The sequence below is a fragment of the Arthrobacter sp. TJ-263 genome, from assembly GCF_058269155.1.
This window is the reverse complement of record NZ_JBZCNE010000003.1, coordinates 517,025-538,478: the sequence shown is the minus strand read 5'-3', so window position 1 is coordinate 538,478 and position 21,454 is coordinate 517,025. Positions and strand designations below refer to the sequence as shown.

Below are 21,454 nucleotides of genomic sequence, written 5' to 3'. Positions count from 1 at the left end.
CTCACTGGGGGTCCTGCACTGGTCGATGATCGGGCACGCTGCGGGCCTGCGGGCTCGCCGGCCCCGGCCCGTCACCGGCGGCCGACAGGGTGACGGTCGGGTCCGCGCGGTCCTGCAAGCCTATCGGAGCGGCACTCACGGGTCCGCCCGCCTGCAGCCCTGTGACCGCCCGGCTCCGGGGCGGGAAGACGCGAGGTCCCAGGGCTCCCAGGGTGAAGCGGTCGCGCGCCCCGTCGAACGGGCCGCCCTGGGGGTCGTCGATGCCGATGCGCCGCACCACATCGCGGCACGGCGCGAGGATGTCCGCGACGACCACCCCCATGACATATGCCGTAGCAAGCATGTGACCGAGGACCGCCCAGGAGTAGGTGCCGACCCCCAGATTGTTCGCGGCTGGGCCCCCGCTCGTCATGCCCCCCAGGTACAGCCAGACCGCCGCCCAGTGGAGGATCTCCACGAGCTGCCACACGAAGACCACCCGCCAGCGGGGAACCGCGAGTGCCATGAGCGGCACGAGCCACAGGGCGTACTGCGGCGAGTACACCTTGTTGCAGAGGACGAACGCGCCGACGATGAGCAGTGCCAGCTGGGCCAGCCGGGGCCGGCGGTCCGCGCGCAACGCGAGGACCGCGATGCCCGCGCAGGCGAGCACGAACAGGACGGCCGCACCCGCGTTGATGGCAGCCGGGGTGAGGGTGGCGACGCCTGCCTGGCCTGCCAGGGCGTTGTAGACGTACCAGCCCGAGGAGAATCCGGCGTCGCGCGTCTCCGAGAAGGTGAGGAAGTAGCCCCAGCCCGCCGGATCACGCAGCAGGAACGGCAGGTTCACCGCGAGCCAGGCCGCGAGCGTGCCCGCCAGGGCTCCGACGAAGGGCCGGTAGCGCCCCGTCCGGATCGCCAGCACCAGCACCGCCCCGAGCATCAGGACCGGGTAGAGCTTCACCGCGGCACCGAGCCCCCAGAGGATCCCCGCCAGGACCGGCCGGTCGCGTGCGAACGCCAGCATGCCCGCGGTCGCGAGCAGCACGGCCCAGAGATCCCAGTTGATGGTGCCCGCCAGGATGATCACCGGTGCCGTGGCCACGACGGCCGCATCCCAGGGACGCCGTCCGGCGAGGCGGAGGGTCGCCAGGACCGTCAGGATCCACACCCCGGCCAGGAGCACGGCGTTGACGTCGAAGTAGAGGCGGGAGGCCACCGCCGCGTCCGCCCCTCCCGCGACCACCTCCACCAGCACGGCGGTTCCCGAGGCGAGCAGCCCGAGCAGCACCGGGTACTCGAAGAGTGCGCCGGGTGTGATGAACGGCAGGACGCCCTCCCCGAGACCCCGGCTCTGGTAGAGCTCGGTCCAGTCGGAGTAGCAGGCCCGGTAGAAGTAGTCCGGTGAGGACCACCCCTCGATCCGGCATGGGTTCTTGACGACGACGGCCAGGACGGCCGAGCAGACGGTCAGGAGGATCAGCACCCGCTCCACCGTGAACCATCCCGGCGTGACACGGCCGGGATCGGCGCGGCGCCCGAGCGGGCCCCCGACGCCCTCGACCAGGGGCCGCAGCGCCGGGTCGGAGCGGCTCGGAACACTGATGCGGTAGGGGCCGCGCCTGCCCGTGCCCGAGGTCATTCCCCGAGCCTAACCGCCTCGCGTCCCCGGATGGGCAGCGTTCCCGGGCCCGTGACCGGGGAGGCCGACCCGCGCGAGGAATGAGGCGGCCTCCACCCGCGTTGGAAAGGGAACGTACACTGGCATTCCCTGCCAACCGCGCCCGGGGCGATGACGGCCGGGGCATATTCATCAGGCTTTCGAGGAGAACTGTGGGACAGAACCCCATTCGCGTGGCAATTATTGGAGTCGGCAACTGTGCCGCGTCGCTGGTCCAGGGCGTGCACTACTACCGCGACGCGGATGCGGCGGGCGCCATTCCCGGCCTGATGCACGTCGAGTTCGGCAAGTACCACGTGGGGGACGTGCAGTTCGTGGCGGCATTCGACGTCGACGGCAAGAAGGTCGGCCACGACCTCGCCGAGGCCATCGGTGCGAGCGAGAACAACACGATCAAGATCGCCGACGTGCCGCCGACCGGCGTCATCGTCCAGCGTGGACACACCCTGGACGGCCTCGGCAAGTACTACCGGGAGACGATCGTCGAATCGGACGAGGAGCCCGTCGACATCGTGGCGCAGCTCAAGGCCTCCAAGGCCGACGTCCTGGTCTGCTACCTGCCCGTCGGCTCGGAGCACGCGGCGAAGTACTACGCGCAGTGCGCCATCGATGCCGGCGTCGCGTTCGTCAACGCCCTTCCCGTCTTCATCGCGGGCACCAAGGAGTGGGCGGACAAGTTCACCGAGGCCGGTGTCCCGATCATCGGTGACGACATCAAGAGCCAGATCGGCGCCACGATCACCCACCGTGTCATGGCGAAGCTGTTCGAGGACCGCGGCGTCACGCTCGACCGCACCTACCAGCTGAACGTCGGCGGCAACATGGACTTCAAGAACATGCTCGAGCGCGACCGCCTCGAGTCGAAGAAGATCTCCAAGACCCAGGCCGTCACCTCCAACGTCAAGGCCGAACTGCGGGCCGATGACGTCCACATCGGCCCCTCGGACTACGTCGCCTGGCTCGACGACCGCAAGTGGGCCTTCGTCCGCCTCGAGGGCCGCAACTTCGGCGACGCCCCCGTGTCACTCGAGTACAAGCTCGAGGTCTGGGACTCGCCGAACTCGGCAGGCGTCATCATCGACGCCATCCGCGCGGCGAAGATCGCCCTCGACCGGGGTATCGGCGGACCGATCCTCTCGGCCTCGAGCTACTTCATGAAGTCGCCGCCGGAGCAGTACGCCGACGACATCGCCCACGAGAAGGTCGAGGCCTTCATCCGCGGCGACATCGAGCGCTAGGCAGCATCACAGGAGGCCGGGACGGATCGCCGTCCCGGCCTCCTGTGTGTCCCGATCGGTCCGGGCAGGGCGGGTGCTAGAACAGTCCGACGGCGTTGCCGTCGGCATCCACGTCCATGCGGAGCGCGGCCGGCTCCTGCGGCAGTCCGGGCATCGTCATCACGGAACCCGTGAGCGCGACGACGAACCCGGCGCCGGTCTTCGGGATGAGGTCCCGGACGTGGACGGTGAAGCCCTTGGGTGCGCCGAGCAGGCTCGGGTCGTCCGAGAACGAGTACTGGGTCTTCGCCATGCACACGGGCAGTCCCGACCACCCGTTCGCCTCGATCTCCTTCAGGCGACGCAGGGCCGGGACCGAGAAGTCGACGCCGTCCGCTCCGTACATCTCCTGCACGATGATGCGGATCTTCTCCTCCACGGGGAGGTCGAGCGGGTAGAGGTGGGAGAAGGCGACGGGCCGCTCGAGGGCCGCGAGGACCTCGGCCGCGAGTTCGTCCCCGCCCGGGCCACCCCCGCCCTGGCCCCACACGTCGGCGACGGCGGCGGCGATCCCCTCGCCGGCGCACCAGGAGAGCAGCCAGTCGAGCTCCTCCTGCGTGTCGGTACCGAACCTGTTGATGGCGACGACGGGCGAGATCCCGAACTTCTCGATGTTCCGCACGTGGCGGAGGAGGTTCGCCGTCCCGCCCCGGAGCGCCTCGGCGTCGGGCCGCGCGAGGTCGGCCTTGGCGACCCCGCCGTGCATCTTCAGGGCACGGACGGTCGCGACGATCACGACGGCGTCGGGTGCCAGATCCGCGACCCTCGCCTTGATGTCCATGAACTTCTCGGCCCCGAGGTCCGCGCCGAAGCCGGCCTCCGTAACGACGATGTCCGCGAGGCGGCGGGCCGTCCGGGTGGCGATGACGGAGTTGCAGCCGTGGGCGATGTTCGCGAAGGGACCACCGTGCACGAGGGCCGGCGTGCCGGCGATGGTCTGCACGAGGTTCGGCTTGAGGGCGTCCCTGAGCAGCAGGGCCAACGCCCCCTCCACCCCCAGGTCCCGGACGGTCAGCGGCCGGCGGTCGTAGGTGTAGCCGAAGGTGATGTCCGCCAGGCGTTCCTTCAAATCCGCGGGATCGGCGGCCAGGCAGAAGACGGCCATGATCTCGGAGGCCACGGTGATGTCGAAGCCGTCCTGGCGGGGGGTTCCCTGCATGGGCCCCCCGAGGCCGATGACCACCTCGCGCAGGGCGCGGTCGTTGACGTCCAGGACCCGCTTGAACGTGATGCGCCGCGGATCGATACCGAGCTCGTTGCCCTGGTGGATGTGGTTGTCGATGAGTGCGGCCAGCGCGTTGTTCGCGGAGGTGATGGCATGGAAGTCGCCGGTGAAGTGCAGGTTGATCTCGTCCATGGGCAGCACCTGCGAGTAGCCGCCACCGGTCGCGCCGCCCTTCATCCCCAGCACGGGCCCGAGGGACGGCTCACGCAGGGCGATCATCACGCGCTGCCCTGCCCGGGCGAGGGAGTCCGCGAGCCCCACCGTGCAGGTGGACTTCCCCTCGCCCGCGGGGGTCGGGCTCATGGCGCTGACCAGGACCACCTTGCCGGGGGCGCGGCCGTCGTCGGGCAGCAGCCGCGGGTCGATCTTCGCCTTGTACCGGCCGTGGAACTCGAGGGCCTCCCGCGGGATCCCTGCCGCGTCGGAGATGTCCTCGATGGGCCTGACCGCGGCGGCGCGGGCAATCTCAAGATCGCTCATGCAGCCAACCTACCAGCGCCCCGGATCAGGCCCGCGGGAGCCCTGCCCGCCCGAGGACGTAGTCGATGAGGGGTTCGTACAGTCCCGGGGTCACGTTGTCGTCGAGCGGGACGGCGACGTCGAGCTGGCCCTGCGCCTCCGAGACGAACAGCCCGGGGTCGTTGCAGTCCGCGAAGCCGACGGTCGGCAGTCCGGCATTCGCCGCATGGCCTGCCCACCCGTGGTCGGCCACGACGAGGTCCGGCAGGTCGTGTCCGGCGCGGGTGAGGGTCTCGAGGCTCAGGCGCATGGGCTCCGGGAAGTGCGTGTGCATGAGTCCACCGTGCTGATGCCATACGAGCACCCCGAAGACCTGGCGGATGTCCCCGGCACCGAAATGGCGCCCCTCGGGGACCCGCACCACGGTGGCACCCGCGGCGGTCACCGCCTGCGCGAAGGCAGCATGGACGGGGAGCAGGCCCGCCGGGTGGCCCGTCGCGAAGAGGATCCGCTCCTTCCGGCGGGCGGACGCCCCCAGCCGGTCGGCGAACCGGTCGAGGGCCGCGATGCACTTCACGGCGTCGATGGTGTCCTGGCCCTCGGTGTGGTTCCGGTCGGGGCTCGTCCCCACGCGTTCGTGCATGAGGTCGAAGACGTCGTCGTAGGTCCACTCCCTGGTGTGTTCCACCCCGAACTCGAGGTGTTCGTTGCGCTCGAGGAAGAGCCGCATGTGCTTCAGGTTGTCCTGCCGCGGCGTGGCCACGAGCCCGGTGATGCGGACGGAATCGAGGTAGGTGGCGAGCTCGGTGGGATTCACGCTTCCATCCTAGGGTGCGCGCACGGGGCGTCAGCGGGCGGGCGCCGTGGAGAAACGCTCGACGGCGGTGCGGTAGCTCTGGGCCGTCAGCAGGGCCGTGCGCTGCCAGCCGAATGCCAGCGCATGGGTGGCGGCCCCGCGGCCCAGCGTCTCCTTCAGGCGCGCGTCGTCATGCAGCCGTTCGAGCGCGTCCGCCCAGGCGGTCGCGGAGTGACCGTCCACGAGGAGGCCGCTGCGCCCGTCGCTGACGGCCTGCGGCAGCCCGCCGACGTTGGCGACGATCACAGGGGTACCGCACGCCTGTGCTTCCAGCGCCACGAGGCCGAAGGATTCACTGAAGGACGGCATCACCACCGCATCCGCGGACCGGAACCACTGGGCCAGGTGGGAGGCCGTGACAGGCGGGTAGAGGCGCACGTCCCGGGTGAGGCCTGCGTCGTCGATGAGGGGCTGAAGGGCCAGCGCCTCGGAGCCGCTTCCCGCGCCGAGGATGCTGACGGCGAGCGGGATGTCCGGCCGCCGGCGCCGGAGGTCCGCGGCCGCGGCCACGAGGACCTGCGGACCTTTCAGCTTCTGGATCCTCCCGGCGAACACCACGTGGAACTGCTCCGGGGGGAAGGCCAGCGCAGCCCGGGCAGCGGCGTGATCACCCGGGTTGAACGTCGACAGGTCCACGCCGGGAGCCACCACGTCGACGCGGTCCGGCTCGGCGCCGTAGAGCGAGATGAGCTCGGACGCCTCGGTGCTCGTGTTCGCGATCAGACGCGCCGCCCCCTCGACGACGGCCTCCTCCCCGGCGATCCGCTCGGCCGGTTCCGGAGCACTGAGGGCCTTCATGCGCAGGTTCTTGACCTTCGCCATCGTGTGCATGGAGTGGACCAGGGGCAGGTTCATCTCCCGGCTGAGCGTGAGACCCACCATTCCGGAGACCCAGTAGTGGGAATGCAGGACGTCGAAGTGGCCGTCCGCGAGGAGGTCGGCCACGTCCGTGATCGCGTCGGCGAAGGTGTCCGTCAACCCCGGCAGGTCTTCCTTCGGGATGCGGTGGCGGGGTCCCGCGTCGAGGTGGTGGACTACGACGCCGTCGGCGAGCACCTCACGCCGCGGGCGTCCCTCGCCGGCCTCGCGCGTGAAGATCTCGACGTCGATCCCGACGCCGGCGAGCTCGAGGGCGGTGCTCCTGACATAGACGTTCATGCCGCCGGCGTCACCCGTACCGGGCTGCTCGAGGGGGGAGGTGTGCAGGGAGAGCATGGCCACGCGCCTGACGCCGGACACACCATCTCCCTTCCGACCGGAGCGGGAAGGCCGGTCGCGTAACCTCACGACCCTATAACGCCTCGTTCACGCCCCTCATTCCGTGAAGCAGCGCACTCCTGCCCGTCGGTGACCGTCGACCGCACCCGGGATCGCTGATCTGATCGCCGGCTGCGGTCGACGCCGCGGGGCCGGCCCGCAGGTCACTTGATGAACGTGGTGTGCTGGGGCAGCGTCAACCGCTGCGATGCCTCCCACGGGTCACGGGGCCGGCTCACCCAGTTCCGTCCCCACAGGGACAGGCTGTTCCTCCATCTCCTCAGCATGCGTTGCACCTCCTTCCTGCGGTGGAAACCGGGCATCGGGTGTGCTGGGACACCCGGGAGGTCCACCCCCGGCCGGGCGTCCGGGAGCGAAGTCAGCGATCCGCCCATGATGAATTCGCCGGAGGCAGGGAATGGTGCGGAGGGATTGTCGGTGAATTGGGCAGGAATGGGCCTGGAATCGGGCATGACGGACTTTCGGCAGGACGGAATTCGGCAGGGGCGAGCCACGAATGGCATTGCCGGGAAAGGAGAGGTGGGGAAGCCGCGCAGGGGCACGCGGGACGGTGCTGGATCGGCCGGCTACCGCCGGTGCGCCGACTTCCTAGTGGAGACGGAGGACGAAGGCGGGATCGGTCGGGCGGGCAAAGGCTCCGCCGAGCATGGTATTCACGATCTCCACCTCCAATACGTCGAGTGACCTGCGGTCATGCGGCCACGGCTTCCCTCGCGGTTCGGGTCGGGAACTGTTCGAGTTGGAACGGTCCGAGTTGGGAAGACCCAATGGCACGTGAATAAAGCTACCGTATGGAATATGCACAGGCATAGCCCTTCTGGTGAATTCATCGGGATAATTTCGGGGAGAGGCGGGATCGGGTGCCGGGACCGGTGGGTGGGAACTCGCGCATCGCCCAGGTCGACGCCCTGAGGGGTTTCGCCCTCTTCGGGATCCTCATGGTCAATGTGTGGTTCTTCGCCGACTCGTCCCATCTGGCGGGAGGCCAGGTTCCGTCCAGCGCATCACGGACGGATCTCGGGATCCGCTTCGCCGTGGTGATGTTCTTCGAGGGCAAGTTCTACCTGCTGTTCTCGCTGCTGTTCGGCTACGGGTCCGTCGTGCTCGCCGCGGCAGCCGGCAGGGACGGGGCGCGCATCATGGCACGGCGCCTGATCTTCCTCGGAGTCGTCGGCGTCGTTCACGGGCTGACCCTGTTCTACGGCGACATTCTCCTGACCTATGCGGTCGCAGGCGCGGTCCTGCTCGCCGCCGGGTCCATGGCGCCGCGTGCACGCCTCGCCCTCGCGATCTGTATCACGCTGGGGATGGCCCTGCTCCTCGTCGCCGCGGCGCTCCTGCTCCTCGGTGGCGCGGCAGGTACCGAGGTCTCCGCCGCGCAGACCACGCCGACGGCGTCCCCTGCCGCCGCACTCGCCGCCAACGCGGCGACCTACGGCGTCGTCCTTCCGTCCGTCGTGTCCTTCCAGGGGCCACTCGCCTTCGCGGCCTTCCTCGCGGGTTCCGCACTGGCGATGCTGGGGGTTGTCCGACCGGCGGTGCCGCCACGCGCCGTGCTGTGGCGCGTCGTCGTCCTGACCCTCCCCCTCGGTCTGGCCGGCTCGGGGTACTCGGCCTACCTCGACGTGTGGGGTGGGGACAGTGCGGTGCCGCTCCTGGCCACCGGGATCTCGGTCGTGGTGTCTCCGCTCGTGACCGTGGGCTATGCCGCGTCCCTCCTGCTGGTGCTGGAATCGCGCGCCGGACGCGTCGTCACGGCAGTGCTCGCTCCGACCGGTCGCCTGTCACTGAGCAACTACCTCGCCCAGTCCGCCGTGCTGTGCCTCGTCTTCACCGGCTACGGGTTCGGTCTGATGGACCGCCTCCCGCCCACCCTCGTGGTCGTGGTCGTCGTCGTGCTCTTCGCGGGACAGGCCGCCGCCAGTCACCTCATCCTCGCGAGGTATCGGACCGGTCCGCTCGAGTGGGCCCTCCGGCGCTTCGTCCGCAGGTCAGCGCAGCCGGCGTCGGGGTCCGACGGCGCCTAGAGGTTCCAGTGCACGATGGCAGGCGTGTGCTTGTCCCAGCCCAGCGCGCAGACCGCGGCGGTGCCGAGGACGAAGCGCCGTCCCTCGATGCCGCCGAACTGGAGCCAGCGGGCCGCGACGATCCGCAGGAAGTGGCCGTGGGCGACGAGCAGCGCATTCTGCACGGGCGTCGCCCCGGGGTCGTTGTCGGCGGCAGTACCGCACCCCGCCTGGACACGGGCGATGACGCGGTCCGCCCGCTCAGCCACCTGGTCCAGCGTCTCCCCGTGCGGCGCGCCGTCGTTCCAGATGAGGTAGTCGGGGTTCTCTGCACGGACCCTGGCACTGTTGAGCCCCTCGTTGTCGCCGTAGTCCCACTCGTGGGCGTAGGGCAGCACCTCGGCGTCGGGGAAACCCGCGAGTTCGGCCGTGCGGACGGCGCGCTGCAGGGGGGAGGTCACCACGAGGTCGAACTCGACGCCCTGGAGGTGCTCGCGCGCGGCGAGCGCCTGCTCCTCCCCGTATCCGGTCAGGGGGAGATCCGTCAGACCCGTGTACCGGCCGTCCCTCGACCACTCCGTCTCCCCGTGCCGGAGCAGCCAGAGGCGGGGCAGGGGTGTCCCGGACGGGGTGAGGTCCGGTGCTGCGGCGCCTGACAACGGCTTCATGGGGTGCTCTCCTGGGATTCGGGTTGCTCGCTCCACCACTGCCGGAGCTTGGTCTGTGCGTCGGCGGGGTCCTGCGGCCCGTGTTCCATCCGCTCCTCGAGGAGGAACCGGTAGGCGCGGCCCACCACGGGGCCGGGGCGGACGCCGAGCAGCGCCATGATCTGCTCGCCGTCGAGGTCGGGGCGGATCGAGGCCAGCTCCTCCTGGTCGGCGAGCGCGGCGATCCTCGCCTCGAGATCGTCGTAGGCGAACGCCAGCCGTTCGGCCTTCCGCCGGTTCCGGGTGGTGACGTCGGAACGCGTGAGGCGGTGGAGCCGCTCGAGGAGGGGTCCGGCGTCGCTCACGTAGCGTCGGACGGCCGAATCGCTCCAGCCGGCCTCCCCGTAGCCGTAGAACCGCATGTGCAGTTCCACCAGGCGCGCGACGGCCTTGATGGTGTCGTTGTCGAACCTCAGCGCCCGCAGCCTCTTCGCCGCGAGCTTCGCGCCGACGGCGTCGTGGTGCCGGAAGCTGACGGCGCCTCCGGGCTCGAACTTCCGGGTCGCGGGCTTGCCGATGTCGTGCAGCAGGGCGGCGAGCCGCAGGACGACGTCGGGCCCCGGGACCGGACCGTCGCCGCCCGACTCGAGGGAGCACGCCTGGCGCAGGACGGTGAGGGAATGCTGGTAGACGTCCTTGTGACGGTGGTGCTCGTCCGTCTCCAGCCGCAGGGCGGACACCTCCGGCATCACGTGCTCCGCGAGCCCGGTCTCCACCATCAGGTCGATCCCGGCGTCGGGCGCCGCGCCCTGGATGAGCTTGACCAGTTCGTCCCGCACGCGCTCGGCCGAGATGATGGAGATCCGCTCGGACATGTGCGTCATCGCCTCCGTCACCTCCGGGGCGAGAGCCACACCCAGCTGGGAGACGAAGCGGGCGGCACGCATCATGCGCAACGGGTCGTCGGAGAACGACGACGACGGCGTGCCGGGAGTGCGGAGGACGCCCGTGTGCAGGTCCCTGACACCGCCGAACGGGTCGACCAGTTCGAGGGACGGCAACCGGAGCGCCATCGCGTTGATCGTGAAGTCGCGGCGCTCGAGGTCGTCCTCGAGGTTCGCGCCGAAGGCGACCGTCGGGTTCCTGGACGACGGGTCGTAGGCCTCCGCGCGGTACGTGGTGATCTCGATCTGGTAGCCGTCCTTGCGGAGGCCGATCGTGCCGAAGGCCCGGCCGATCTCCCAGTAGGCGTCCGCCCAGCGCCGGACGACCGCGAGTGTCTGGTCGGGGTCGGCGTCCGTGGTGAAGTCCAGATCGGGCGAGACCCTGCCGAGGAAGAGATCGCGCACCGGCCCCCCGACGAGCGAGAGCTCATGGCCCGCGGCGTCGAAGAGTTCGCCGACCTCGAGGACAACGGGAGGAAGGGGTGCGGTGAGGGTGGAAGTGTCCAGCAGGTGCGCCATAGTCCCTTAAGGGTGCCAGATCAGCCCCCGTTTCCCACACCGTGGACCGGGCCGCATGATGCCGTGACGCTGCTGTGGGAACGGGCGGGCCGGGGCCCGGGTCGTCATCGTCCCGGGCCAAAGATCGTTAGAGTGGTCTGCATGGACCGACCCGTTCCAAGTGCTCCGAAGCGCACCCCATTGACAGTGTCAATGGGAACCACGGGTATGCCTGCCGTGCAGCACCAGCTGCCCACGGTGGAGGAGGTGTCCGCGGGCGGCATCGTCGTCGACGCGTCGAAGGACACCCTCGACGTCGCCATCATCGCCCGACTCAACCGCGGCGGACGCCTGGAGTGGTGCCTGCCCAAGGGCCACCCGGAAGGCTCGGAGAACAACGAGGAAGCGGCCGTCCGGGAGATCGCCGAGGAGACGGGCATCGAGGGCAGGATCGTCTCCGCGCTCGGCAGCATCGACTACTGGTTCACGGTCAGCGGCCACCGCGTGCACAAGACCGTCCACCACTATCTCCTGATCAGTACCGGCGGTTACCTCACCATCGAGAACGATCCCGATCATGAGGCCGTCGACGTCGCGTGGGTGCCCCTGCAGGACCTCGGGCGCCGGCTGTCCTTCCCCAACGAACGGCGGATCGCCGATCTCGCCCGTGAGGTCCTGCCCGAGCACCTCTGAGCCCGGCGCGCGACCACCGCACCCGGGCGGCGGCGCGCCGCCGTCGTCCCATCGGTGAGACGATGGGGAGCGATGTCTGACACGAACACAGCCTCGGTACCCCTGCAGGACCCCGGTCACCCGGTCCGCGATGACCCCTCGGCGCCGCGCGGCGGCTCCATGGCCCGGGCGAGTGCGATCATGGCCGCCGGCACCCTCGTCTCGCGGATCCTCGGCCTCGTCCGTGTGGCCCTGCTGGCGACGGCGATCGGCGCGACGGGTCAGGTGTCGGACCTGTTCACCTCGGCCAACAACCTCCCCAACTTCCTCTACCTGATGCTGGCCGGAGGCGTGTTCAACGCCGTCCTGGTGCCCCAGATCATCCGCGCCAGCAAGCAGCCGGACCGGGGGGCGGACTTCGTCAGCCGGCTCCTGACCCTCACTGCCGCGGCGCTCCTCGTCCTGACCGTGCTCGTCACCCTCGCCGCGCCGGTCATCGTCGGCGTGACCACGAGCTTCACGGGGGCGAACCTCGCCCTCACCACGGCGTTCGCCTTCTGGTGCCTTCCGCAGATCTTCTTCTACGGGATCTACGCGGTGACCGGTCAGATCCTCAACGCCAACGGTTCGTTCGGTCCGTACATGTGGGCGCCCGTCGTCAACAACGTGGTGTCCATCGCCTTCCTGATCGTCTTCATCGCGCTGATGGGTGGCGAGCAGGCGGAACGGCACCAGCCGGATACCTGGACCATGGAGCAGACGGTACTGCTGGCCGGGGGGACCACGCTCGGCATCGTGATCCAGGCGCTCGTGATGTTCATCCCGCTGAAGCGCCTGAACCTGGGCCTGCGGCCGAAGTTCGGGATCCGCGGCACGGGGCTCGGGAGGACGGGCAAGCTCGCGTCGGTCACGATCCTCACGATGCTCATCGGCAACGGCCTCTATCTCGTGAACCTGCGCGTCGCCACCATCGCCTCGGACGCCCGGCAGGGCTTCCTCGCCCAGGACCCTCCCGTTCAGATCCCGGGCTCCACCAACCTCGAGTTCGGCGCGATGGTGTACCAGCTGCCGCACTCCGTCATCGCGCTGTCATTGGCCACGGTCATGTTCAACCAGCTCTCGTCCGCGCATGCGGACGGCGACATGCGGACGGTACGGGCCACCCTCTCGCGGGGCCTGCGCATGATCGGCGTGGCCACGGTCTTCGGCGCGGCGGCCCTGCTCAGCTTCGCCGGACCCCTCGGCGTCCTGTTCAGCGAGTCCCCCGAAAGTGCTGCCATCAACGGTGTGATCATCGCGATCCTCGCCGTGGGCGCCCCGTTCCTCAGCGCCAACTTCTTCCTCAACCGTGTCTTCTATGCCAGCGAGGACGTCAGGACACCGCTCAAGATCCAGATCGTCCTGTCCGCAGTAGGGGTCGGCCTCGCCCTCATCGCGGGCACGTTCGATCCCCAGTTGATCGTGCCGATGCTGGCCGTCGCCTACTCGCTCGGCAACGCGATCGCCGTCGTCGTCAGCCACCTGTTCCTGACCCGCAAGATCGGGTCCTACGGCGCCGGACACGTCTTCGACGTCCATGTCCGCCTCACCCTGGCCGGGATCATGGCGGCGATCGCAGGGACCGCACTGTGCTGGGCGTTCGGAGGGTACAGCGCGGACGGCTTCCTCTGGCAGTCGAAAGTGAACGCCCTCGTCGTGCTCGCGATCGGCGGTGTCCTCATGTTCGCCGTGTACGTCGTCATGCTGAAAGTGCTGCGCGTCACCGAACTCACCGAGCTCGTGGGCCCGCTCCTCGGACGATTCCGCCGCAGCCGCGCCTGACCCTCCAGCCCGGGAATGGACCGACCGACCGGTAGCATGGGTAAAAATCAGCCAGGGTTTCCGGGGAGGAACACGTGCCAGAAGCAGTAGACGTCGGTTCAGTGCTGGGTGGCCGGTACAAGGTAACCGCCTACGTCCTGGCCTCTGCTGAGAAGGATCTCGTGCTCGACGGCGTCGACCAGGTCCTCAACCGGCCCGTCAGCATCCTCGTCGCCTCGGCCGGCAACGCATCCCAGGTGGCCACGAGCGCCCGGGAACTGGCCACGGGTGACCGGGACGGCAACATCCAGGTCCTCGATCTGGGTATCACGGACTCCGGTACCTATCTGGTGACCAACCGTGCGCCCGCCGCCGACATGCTCGACCTCATCGTCCAGCAGGACGCACCGGCCCACGAGGCGCCGTACATCGAACCGTTCTTCACCGACACGCTCGGTTCCGAGATCTTCGGCCGGCCGCGCTCCACGGAACCCGAGACCTACGACGACGACGACGAGGATTACGACGACCGCCCCCAGCGCCCCTCGCGGCTGTCGGGCCTGACGCAGCGTTTCGGCCGGCGCTTCGGAGGTCCACGGGAGGACGACACCTCGGACCTTGCTCCCGTCCCTGCCGAGCCGGTCGCCGCGCAGCCCCTGTCCGAGCACCGGACGTCCTCCCATCGCGTGCCGCCGCCGCCGAACCGGCGGCCGGGCGGGTCCTCGCCCGCGGGCCCCCGGGAGGAGCCCGATGGCGGATCCCGCGCAGAGAACGGTCTGGGCCGCCTGAGCCCTGCCGCCGTCGCAGCCGGCGCAGCAGGAGCGGCATCGGTCGTGGGAGCCACGGGAGGCCAGAAACCCGCACGGGCTGCCTCGACGTTCCCGTTGTCCGCCTACAGCGACGACGAAGACACCCGGACCTCCAGTGACGATGATCCGGACGACTACGACACGGAGCAGGCGGACCGGGACGACGACAGCGACAGCGGAGGCCGGAAATTCACCCGGATCCTCGTCGGAGCGGTGCTCACCGTCGTCCTGGTGGTCGCGGTCGTCCTGGCGACAACGCATCTCGGGTCGGTGTTCAGCGGCAGCAGGCCCGTCGCCGAGGAGGATCCGGTCCAGTCCACGACCGCACCCGCCGAGACCCCGGCACCCGTTCCGGCCACGCCTTCGGCGGAGCCCACACCGGCGACGGTCGAGGTAGCGCCCGTGATCACGGGCATCACCCGCCTCGTTCCGGACAACCCCGGGCTCGACGCCGGCAACGACGGGACGCTGCCGCTCATCATCGATGGGAACCCCGCGACCTTCTGGGGCAATCAGGTCTACGCCAGCGACACCTTCGGAGGACTCGCCACGAACCTGGCGCTCGTCGTCGAACTGGAGCAGGAGTCCACCATCACCCAGGTCACCATCGACCAGTTGAACGCGGCGGGTGGCACCTTCTCCGTCCTAGTGAACGACCAGCCCACGCTCGAGGGCGCCGAGCAGATCGCCCAGGGCGGTTTCACCGCGCCGACGGCGAACCTCCCTATTCCCTCCGGCGCGGACGGTCCCGTCACCGGCCGGTACGTCATCATCAATTTCACCCAGCTGCCCCGGCTCTCCAACATCCAGGCCCAGTTCCCGTTCGGGCTCAGGATCGCCGAGATCGAGGTCGGCTGACCCTTCGGCACGTGGCGCGCGGTCCTGTCGATCGTGTGTCCGGGTGCGCCCGGCGCCGCTCCCTCGATGGAATAACCGCACCGGCGGCTCCGTTGTGGGAGGTGTCCGCGAGAAACGCCCGGTACGGCCGAATCAGCGCAGGAAAAACAGGAAGGTCTTCCGAGAACGTGACAATTCACACCGATGTCCAACTGGAAACACCCACGGCAGATCCCGCCGGTGGTGAGCAAAAGGTCCACGACGTCATCATCGTCGGTTCCGGGCCCTCCGGTTACACCGCGGCGGTCTACACCGCGCGGGCGAACCTCAAGCCCCTCATGATCGCGAGTTCGGTCAAGGCCGGCGGTGAGCTCATGAACACCACCGACGTCGAGAACTTCCCCGGATTCCCCGAAGGTGTCATGGGCCCTGAGCTCATGGAGCAGTTCGAGCAGCAGGCCCGTCGGTTCGGCACCGAGATCCTCTATGAGGATGTGGTCTCGGCAGAGCTTTCCGGAGACATCAAGAAGCTCACCATCGCCACAGGCGAAGAATTCCTCGCACGAGCGGTCATCATCTCGACCGGCTCCGAGTACCGGGAGATCGGCCTCGACGACGAGAAGCGGCTGTCAGGGCACGGTGTCAGCTGGTGCGCCACCTGCGACGGATTCTTCTTCAGGGACCAGGACATCGCCGTCGTCGGCGGCGGTGACTCGGCCATGGAGGAGGCTCTGTTCCTGACGAAATTCGCGCGCTCCGTGACGGTCATCCACCGACGCGACAGCCTCCGTGCGTCGAAGATCATGCAGGACCGCGCCTTCGCCCACGAGAAGATCCGCTTCCTCTGGAACTCGGAGGTCGTCGGGATCCACGGTGCCGACAAGGTCACCGGAGTGAAGATCGCGAGCACGGTCGACGGCTCCACCTCCGACGTGGACGTCACCGGCATCTTCGTTGCCATCGGCAATGACCCGCGAGTCGATCTCGTCAAGGACCAGCTCCAGCTGACCAGCGAAGGCACCATCGCCGTCCAGGGACGCACGTCCAAGACGTCACTGCCGGGTGTGTTCGCCGCAGGAGACGTCATCGATCCGACCTATCGCCAGGCCATCACAGCGTCGGGCAGCGGCTGCGTCGCTGCCCTCGATGTGGAGCACTATCTGGCCGACACGGTCAGTACGAGCCTCACCGCGGCCCGCGTACCCACCCCGCCGGCCGAAGCAGTTTCCGAATCAGCCACCCTCTGATCGATCACCTACGCAAGGAGCAACACAATGAGCAACGCAAAGGATGTGACGGACGCGTCTTTCGACGCTGACGTCCTTCAGGCCAGCAAGCCCGTCATCGTGGACTTCTGGGCCGAGTGGTGTGGCCCCTGCCGCATGCTGTCGCCGATCCTCGACGACATCGCCGCCGAGCACAGCGAGAAGGTCGACGTCGTGAAGGTGAACGTCGACGACAATCCCGGTATCGCTGCCAAGTACGGCATCACGTCGATTCCCGCCGTGTACGTCTTCAAGGGCGGAGAAGTCGCGGCCACCTCCATCGGTGCCAAGCCGAAGCAGGTCCTCGAGCAGGAGTTCGCTGCATTCATCAACTGATTGCACTGTTGGAAGAGGGGCTCGTCGGACTGATCCGGCGGGCCCTTCTTTTCTGTGCTGTGCTTTCCATGTGATTGATCGTGGGGGCGAGGCTTGTCGATCGCCACAGACCCGACAGGCCGCATCTTCCTTCGCACCACGCCGATCGTCGTCCGGGGGCCGGAGCCTGTGCACTTCTGATAGGCGAGCCCCTTCTCCAGGATCGCTGCAATGATCACCCTGCCCGCGCAATGGCGAGGGGTCGATATCCGACATAGCCCGGAATCCGTCCGACGACCGGAAGTGGACTCCTGGAGCTGGCCCCCTCCCGCCGCATTTCCTTCGAAGGGGTGGTTTCACGTGAAACGCACACCACGCTGCAGGAGCGGGCGGCAATCACACGCTCTTAATTGTTTTCTTTTTTGACTGCCCCTCTACGCCCGTCCGAAAAATCTGGTCGGACGCTGTTCCCAACCATCCGTCCGCACGTTGCCGGTAGAGCAATTGCCTACCGAGACTCCCGCATTCGAGACGCACCTGTCGTGCACGCTGTTCCTGCGCTATCCGGTTGCTGGTGCCGACTCGAGCCCGGCTCCGGCCGCGGCCCCTCCTGATCGCCGTCCGATATCCGGGCTCGTGCCGCCCAGCCGCCGGCGGCCGGGCGGCACAGTTACCGGGCGGCGGCTGCGTTTCACGAGAAACAGCGATCGAGGCGTGCACGAGCTCGCTTCGCGTGTCCTCAGTCGAATGATCGATGCTCAGTGGAACGTGCACCGTTGAATCCATGTAAACCTCCCGGAGGCGACACGACGGAGTACCGGCAGTCGAGCGATTCGTCCGCCGACGCTCGGCCCAACAACTTACTGCAGATCCCAGGCGAACCCGTGCATCCCCGCGACATGATGTCCGCCATACCGCCGGATCGACGGAAGACAAGAACGCGACGTTGCAGGGGAGCCCCGGCGCGCACCGACTTCGTCCTCGTACAGGCACATTGACCAAACCGTAGTAGTCCGGCTTCCGACCCACCTCGTGAGAGGACTATCGAAATCCTCCTCCGAGCAGTTCACGCTCCATGCCGCGCCGGTTTGCAGCCTCATGTTTCACGTGAAACCATGCCGTGCCATTCAGAGCCCCGGAAGCTCCCACTACATCGGTATAGTCAACATGCGACATCTGGTCCGACACCATCACCTCGACGACCGCTAGCCACACCGCCGGGCCTGGCGAGTCATCATCGCCCATGACGTCGCACAATCCACAGTGGCGGATCCGTACGCACAGCCGCTCCTCCAACGTCTCGGCCTGGACACTGGACACCGGCACGGGAGGACGAAGTCGCGCATGTGGGCCCGTTGCCGATCGCAGTTCCACCGCGCGTCCCATGGCAGATGGGTCAGCGCGTGCCCCTGCACCACACGCGCGGGCCGGCACAGGCCACGCTTGGACCTCAATAGACATCACCGTCGACTACACCGGCACGACGCCGGTCGCGCGTGCTTCCCGCCCGCCCGCGTCGCTCCATCACCTTAGCGAGGAGAACCTGCGACGCTCATCCGAAGAGTGTTTCACGTGAAACCTCGATGTGACTCCAAGGGAGGCCGCCCATGGCCAACATCACCCCCGTTTCGGCCCCAATACATCGCCACCAGCGATTCAGGCGTCCGTACGTCGGCAGCACAGGGGTGACAGCCCCGAACCCGCATCGATCGACCGTAGAGCCGCTGCCGATGCAGTCACCCCGGCCAAGCGGCCAGTGAGTTCGGATTACAGGGCGGACAATCGCTCATTCCGGCTCACGCAGCGGCGGCCCTCAAGTCACCTCGTAGGCGGGAAATGGGCACCGCACGGATCAACCTCATCGCGCCACCGCACAACCCCCGGACCGAACGAGATCCAGTCCGATGGGGGTCGGGTTCCACCTGAGACCGAGCGCAATGTTTCACGTGAAACACTGCTGGAGAGCAGCTCAGGCGCCGCTGATCGCGCTACACGTGGCCGGAAGCCGGACAGCAGTACGCACTTTCACGCACTGAGCGATAGCTCGTGCGGACACCGAGGGCCAGCAACGCGCTTCCGCACCTCGAAAGCGTGCGCCCGGCGGTGAGCGAGCCGCGTGACGCGGTCAATTCATCAGAACACATCACGCAACGCGCAGATTCTGATCACGCGACAGCCGCTCGCTCCACATCCGGTACCGATTCGTTCCGGTCCAAGCAACGTCCGGGGATCTTGTGAGAGGCAGCCGGATGGCAGCTGCTGGAAGGGAAGGCGGGAGGGGGCGTGTTTCACGTGAAACACGCCCCCTCCGGTTCTGCTAGTCCTTCGTGGGAGACAGGACCCCGATGATCCTGTTCAGATCGTCGACACTAGCGAACTCGATACTGACGCGACCCTTCTTCGCCCCCAGCGTGATCTTCACATTGGTGTCCAGGCGGTCCGACAGTGACGTCGCCAGATAGTCCAAGCGTTCATGCCGTGCACCGTCCTTCGGCGTGGCCGGCTTGCTGGCTCGTCGCAGCCCGCCGCTGAGTGCCACGATCTCCTCCGTGGACCTGACGGACAGTCCCTCTGCGACGATCTTCTGCGCCAGCTTCTCCATCTCAGCGGGATCGGCGAGCCCGAGCAGGGCCCGCGCATGCCCAGCGGAGAGGATTCCCGCGGCGACGCGTCGCTGGACGAGCGGGGGCAGCTTCATCAACCGGAGCGTGTTGGATATCTGCGGTCGTGAACGGCCAAGCCGTCCGGCCAGCTCGTCGTGCGAGCAGCCGAAGTCGTCAAGCAGCTGCTGGTAGGCGGCCGCCTCCTCCAGGGGATTCAGGGCGCTTCTGTGAAGATTCTCCAGCAGAGCGTCCCGGAGGAGATCGTCGTCGAGCGTCGACCGGATAATCGCGGGGATGGTCTCCATGCCGGCCTCGCGCGACGCCCGCAGGCGCCGCTCACCCATGACCAGCTCGTAGGGAGCATCCCCGGCTTCCTTGGACGGGCGCACGACCACCGGCTGCAACACCCCGATCTCACGGATCGAGTGGACCAGCTCAGCGAGTTCGTCCTCGTTAAATTCGACACGAGGCTGCTTCCGGTTCGGGTGGATACTGTCCAGTGACAGGTCAGCAAAGGTAGCCCCCGGCACATCGATGAGGACACCCTCCGCTCCCGCGGAAGTCCCGAGTGAGGGCGCGACCGGCGCGACCGTTTCACGTGAAACCGCCGTCGTCGAAGTCTCCATCGACGGATCGGGTGCAGTCCCATCACTGACACCGGCAATCGACGGGCCCGGAGAATCCGCAGTACCACTTCGGTCCTGGCCCGTGACTCCGGGAAGATCCTCCGAGACCTCGACGCGCTGCTCAGCCTCGCCTGCTACTGACGACTCAGTCCGTGCTCCGTCGGAAGACGGAGGCTCTACGGCCGAGTCCTCATCGACGGCCGCTGCGACAGGTGAACCTTCCTCGACGCCCAGGGCCGCATCGTCCGCGGATCCGGCCGCGGCGGGTGGTTCCTTGCTGGTGGACCGCGCAGCGCTCCGGACTTCTGAACCTCCGGCTGTCTTCTTCGATCCTCCCTTGGCAACCCGTTTCGTTTGAGCATCAAGAACGTTCTTGTTGATCCCGCTCCGCAGGGCCGACGAGTACGAGCGCGGCTGCTCCGCCACGTCGTCCTCGGTGACGCGCTCGAAGAAGAGGTCCACGGGGCGTCCCCCTTGCTTCCGGGAGGAAGGGCTCGGCGACTCACGAACCTCGCGCTTCTCTTGCTCCCGCTCGGGCTCGCTCGGTCGAGGGGCCTCTTCGGCCGGGCCGCTGGGGATCAAAGCTCCTAGTCCCCGGCCAAGGCCACGCCGCTTTTCCGCCATGTCATTCCTTCCACGATTCGGAGTTGTGCTCCGGCTCTACGTCTTATGGACCCCACGGGCCGAGGGTGGGCCGCCGTCAGGACCGTGACGCGATTTCAGCAGCAGCTTCCTGATAGGACAGGGCTCCGCTGGATGAGGGATCGTACGTCATGACGGTCTGCTGGTAGCTCGGTGCCTCGGAGATCCTGACGGAGCGCGGAACCACTGCTTTCAGTACCTGCTGGGGGAAGTGCTCCCGCACTTCCGCCGCCACCTGAGCCGCGAGGTTCGTGCGGCCGTCGTACATGGTCAGGAGGATCGTGGAGACCGAGAGATCGGCGTTGAGATGCTTCTGGATCATCTCGATGTTCTTCAGCAGCTGGCTGAGTCCTTCGAGCGCGTAGTACTCACACTGGATGGGGATGAGCACCTCCTTTGCGGCAACGAACGCATTGACCGTCAGGAGACCCAGGCTCGGCGGGCAGTCGATGAAGACGAAGTCCAGGCGGGGCTCGCCTTTCTCCTCGCGCTGCTTGGCGTAGACCTCGATCGCACGGCGCAGGCGCTGCTCGCGTGCCACGAGCGACACCAGTTCGATCTCGGCACCGGCCAGGTGGATCGTGGCCGGGGCGCAGATCAGGTTCGGTACATCCGGGCAGGCAGCGACGACGTCTCCCAGCGGGACATCATCGATGAGGACGTCGTAGATGGAGTCGACATCGGCGTGGTGGTCGATGTTCAGGGCTGTGGACGCATTGCCCTGCGGATCGATGTCGATGACCAGCACCTGCAGACCGGCGGTAGCGAGGGCGGCTGCGATATTGACCGTCGTCGTCGTCTTGCCCACCCCGCCCTTCTGGTTGCTGATGGTCATGATGCGCGTGCTCTTCGGCTTGGGGAGATCCTTGCCGAGGAGCTTCTCGCGGCGTCGGGTCTCGCTCGCGAGTTCCCGTCCGAGAGGCGAGGAGTCGTCCATCGCCTCCATCACGCTCTTCCCCTTGACGGGCTTCCTCGTCGCCGGGGCATTGACGGAGTCAGGAGCAGCAGTGACGGTTTCACGTGAAACGATCCCCG

At 67.9% G+C, this 21,454-nt stretch carries 15 protein-coding genes; 7 read left to right on the top strand and 8 right to left on the bottom strand.

The features are described from left to right. Nucleotide 1 precedes the first annotated feature (1 nt). Nucleotides 2-1,621, bottom strand: a complete 1,620-nt coding sequence (locus AC4D2F_RS16705; protein WP_490911595.1) for a glycosyltransferase family 87 protein — start codon at nt 1,619-1,621, stop codon at nt 2-4. Nucleotides 1,622-1,812: 191 nt separating this feature from the next. Here AC4D2F_RS16705 and AC4D2F_RS16700 point away from each other — a divergent pair, with 191 nt between their 5' ends. Continuing rightward, nucleotides 1,813-2,898, top strand: a complete 1,086-nt coding sequence (locus AC4D2F_RS16700; protein ID WP_104167568.1) for an inositol-3-phosphate synthase — start codon at nt 1,813-1,815, stop codon at nt 2,896-2,898. Nucleotides 2,899-2,974: 76 nt separating this feature from the next. Here the strand turns inward: AC4D2F_RS16700 and AC4D2F_RS16695 are convergent, their stop codons facing one another. Genes AC4D2F_RS16695 through mshA form a run of 3 tightly spaced genes read right to left on the bottom strand, consistent with a single transcriptional unit; the run spans nt 2,975 to nt 6,716 of the window. Then, the gene (locus tag AC4D2F_RS16695; protein ID WP_490911594.1) at nt 2,975-4,642 is read right to left on the bottom strand and encodes a formate--tetrahydrofolate ligase; all 1,668 of its coding nucleotides are present in this window, start codon (nt 4,640-4,642) and stop codon (nt 2,975-2,977) included. A 25-nt stretch (nt 4,643-4,667) separates the two neighbouring features. Beyond that, nucleotides 4,668-5,438, bottom strand: a complete 771-nt coding sequence (locus AC4D2F_RS16690; RefSeq protein WP_104167566.1) for a phosphatase — start codon at nt 5,436-5,438, stop codon at nt 4,668-4,670. Nucleotides 5,439-5,468: 30 nt separating this feature from the next. Further along, on the bottom strand, nt 5,469-6,716 hold the full coding sequence (mshA, locus tag AC4D2F_RS16685) for a D-inositol-3-phosphate glycosyltransferase (protein WP_104167565.1): 1,248 nt from the start codon (nt 6,714-6,716) through the stop codon (nt 5,469-5,471). An 899-nt stretch (nt 6,717-7,615) separates the two neighbouring features. Between mshA and AC4D2F_RS16680 the strand changes: the two genes are divergently transcribed. Next, nucleotides 7,616-8,782 carry a DUF418 domain-containing protein gene (locus tag AC4D2F_RS16680; protein WP_490911593.1) on the top strand — a complete coding sequence of 389 codons (1,167 nt, stop codon included), beginning with the start codon at nt 7,616-7,618 and terminating at the stop codon, nt 8,780-8,782. Here the strand turns inward: AC4D2F_RS16680 and AC4D2F_RS16675 are convergent. Both AC4D2F_RS16675 and AC4D2F_RS16670 read right to left on the bottom strand, forming a co-directional pair. Continuing rightward, complete coding sequence (locus AC4D2F_RS16675) at nt 8,779-9,429, bottom strand: histidine phosphatase family protein (protein WP_104167562.1); 651 nt, start codon at nt 9,427-9,429, stop codon at nt 8,779-8,781. The two genes, AC4D2F_RS16680 and AC4D2F_RS16675, sit on opposite strands and share 4 nt — an antisense overlap. Further along, nucleotides 9,426-10,871, bottom strand: a complete 1,446-nt coding sequence (locus AC4D2F_RS16670) for a CCA tRNA nucleotidyltransferase (RefSeq protein ID WP_490911592.1) — start codon at nt 10,869-10,871, stop codon at nt 9,426-9,428. The genes AC4D2F_RS16675 and AC4D2F_RS16670 overlap by 4 nt, the downstream gene beginning before the upstream one ends. Before the next feature lie 141 nt (nt 10,872-11,012). Between AC4D2F_RS16670 and AC4D2F_RS16665 the strand changes: the two genes are divergently transcribed. The 5 genes from AC4D2F_RS16665 to trxA all read left to right on the top strand — a co-directional run bounded on the left by AC4D2F_RS16665 (nt 11,013) and on the right by trxA (nt 16,569). Beyond that, entirely contained in the window at nt 11,013-11,543 is a 531-nt protein-coding gene (locus tag AC4D2F_RS16665; protein WP_104168190.1) for an NUDIX hydrolase, read from the top strand. 72 nt (nt 11,544-11,615) lie between these two features. Then, the gene (gene murJ, locus AC4D2F_RS16660; RefSeq protein ID WP_490911591.1) at nt 11,616-13,343 is read left to right on the top strand and encodes a murein biosynthesis integral membrane protein MurJ; all 1,728 of its coding nucleotides are present in this window, start codon (nt 11,616-11,618) and stop codon (nt 13,341-13,343) included. A 74-nt stretch (nt 13,344-13,417) separates the two neighbouring features. Further along, entirely contained in the window at nt 13,418-14,989 is a 1,572-nt protein-coding gene (locus AC4D2F_RS16655) for an ABC transporter substrate-binding protein (RefSeq protein ID WP_490911590.1), read from the top strand. A 173-nt stretch (nt 14,990-15,162) separates the two neighbouring features. Further along, nucleotides 15,163-16,215, top strand: coding sequence for a thioredoxin-disulfide reductase (gene trxB, locus AC4D2F_RS16650; protein WP_490911623.1), 1,053 nt, complete (start codon nt 15,163-15,165; stop codon nt 16,213-16,215). 27 nt (nt 16,216-16,242) lie between these two features. After that, nucleotides 16,243-16,569 carry a thioredoxin gene (trxA, locus tag AC4D2F_RS16645; RefSeq protein ID WP_104167558.1) on the top strand — a complete coding sequence of 109 codons (327 nt, stop codon included), beginning with the start codon at nt 16,243-16,245 and terminating at the stop codon, nt 16,567-16,569. A gap of 2,296 nt (nt 16,570-18,865) precedes the next feature. Here trxA and AC4D2F_RS16640 read toward each other — a convergent pair. Both AC4D2F_RS16640 and AC4D2F_RS16635 read right to left on the bottom strand, forming a co-directional pair. Beyond that, complete coding sequence (locus tag AC4D2F_RS16640; RefSeq protein ID WP_490911589.1) at nt 18,866-20,239, bottom strand: ParB/RepB/Spo0J family partition protein; 1,374 nt, start codon at nt 20,237-20,239, stop codon at nt 18,866-18,868. A gap of 238 nt (nt 20,240-20,477) precedes the next feature. Beyond that, nucleotides 20,478-21,365 (bottom strand): ParA family protein, encoded by an 888-nt coding sequence (locus tag AC4D2F_RS16635; RefSeq protein WP_490911622.1) that lies wholly within the window; start codon nt 21,363-21,365, stop codon nt 20,478-20,480. Between the last annotated feature and the right edge of the window lie 89 nt (nt 21,366-21,454).

Coding starts and splice junctions, on each gene's coding strand:
- AC4D2F_RS16705 (WP_490911595.1), bottom strand. CDS start 1,621: ATGACCTCGGGCACGGGCAGGCGCGGCCCCTACCGCATCAGTGTTCCG.
- AC4D2F_RS16665 (WP_104168190.1), top strand. CDS start 11,013: ATGGACCGACCCGTTCCAAGTGCTCCGAAGCGCACCCCATTGACAGTG.
- murJ (WP_490911591.1), top strand. CDS start 11,616: ATGTCTGACACGAACACAGCCTCGGTACCCCTGCAGGACCCCGGTCAC.
- AC4D2F_RS16635 (WP_490911622.1), bottom strand. CDS start 21,365: ATGGAGGCGATGGACGACTCCTCGCCTCTCGGACGGGAACTCGCGAGC.
- AC4D2F_RS16675 (WP_104167562.1), bottom strand. CDS start 9,429: ATGAAGCCGTTGTCAGGCGCCGCAGCACCGGACCTCACCCCGTCCGGG.
- AC4D2F_RS16695 (WP_490911594.1), bottom strand. CDS start 4,642: ATGAGCGATCTTGAGATTGCCCGCGCCGCCGCGGTCAGGCCCATCGAG.
- AC4D2F_RS16670 (WP_490911592.1), bottom strand. CDS start 10,871: ATGGCGCACCTGCTGGACACTTCCACCCTCACCGCACCCCTTCCTCCC.
- trxA (WP_104167558.1), top strand. CDS start 16,243: ATGAGCAACGCAAAGGATGTGACGGACGCGTCTTTCGACGCTGACGTC.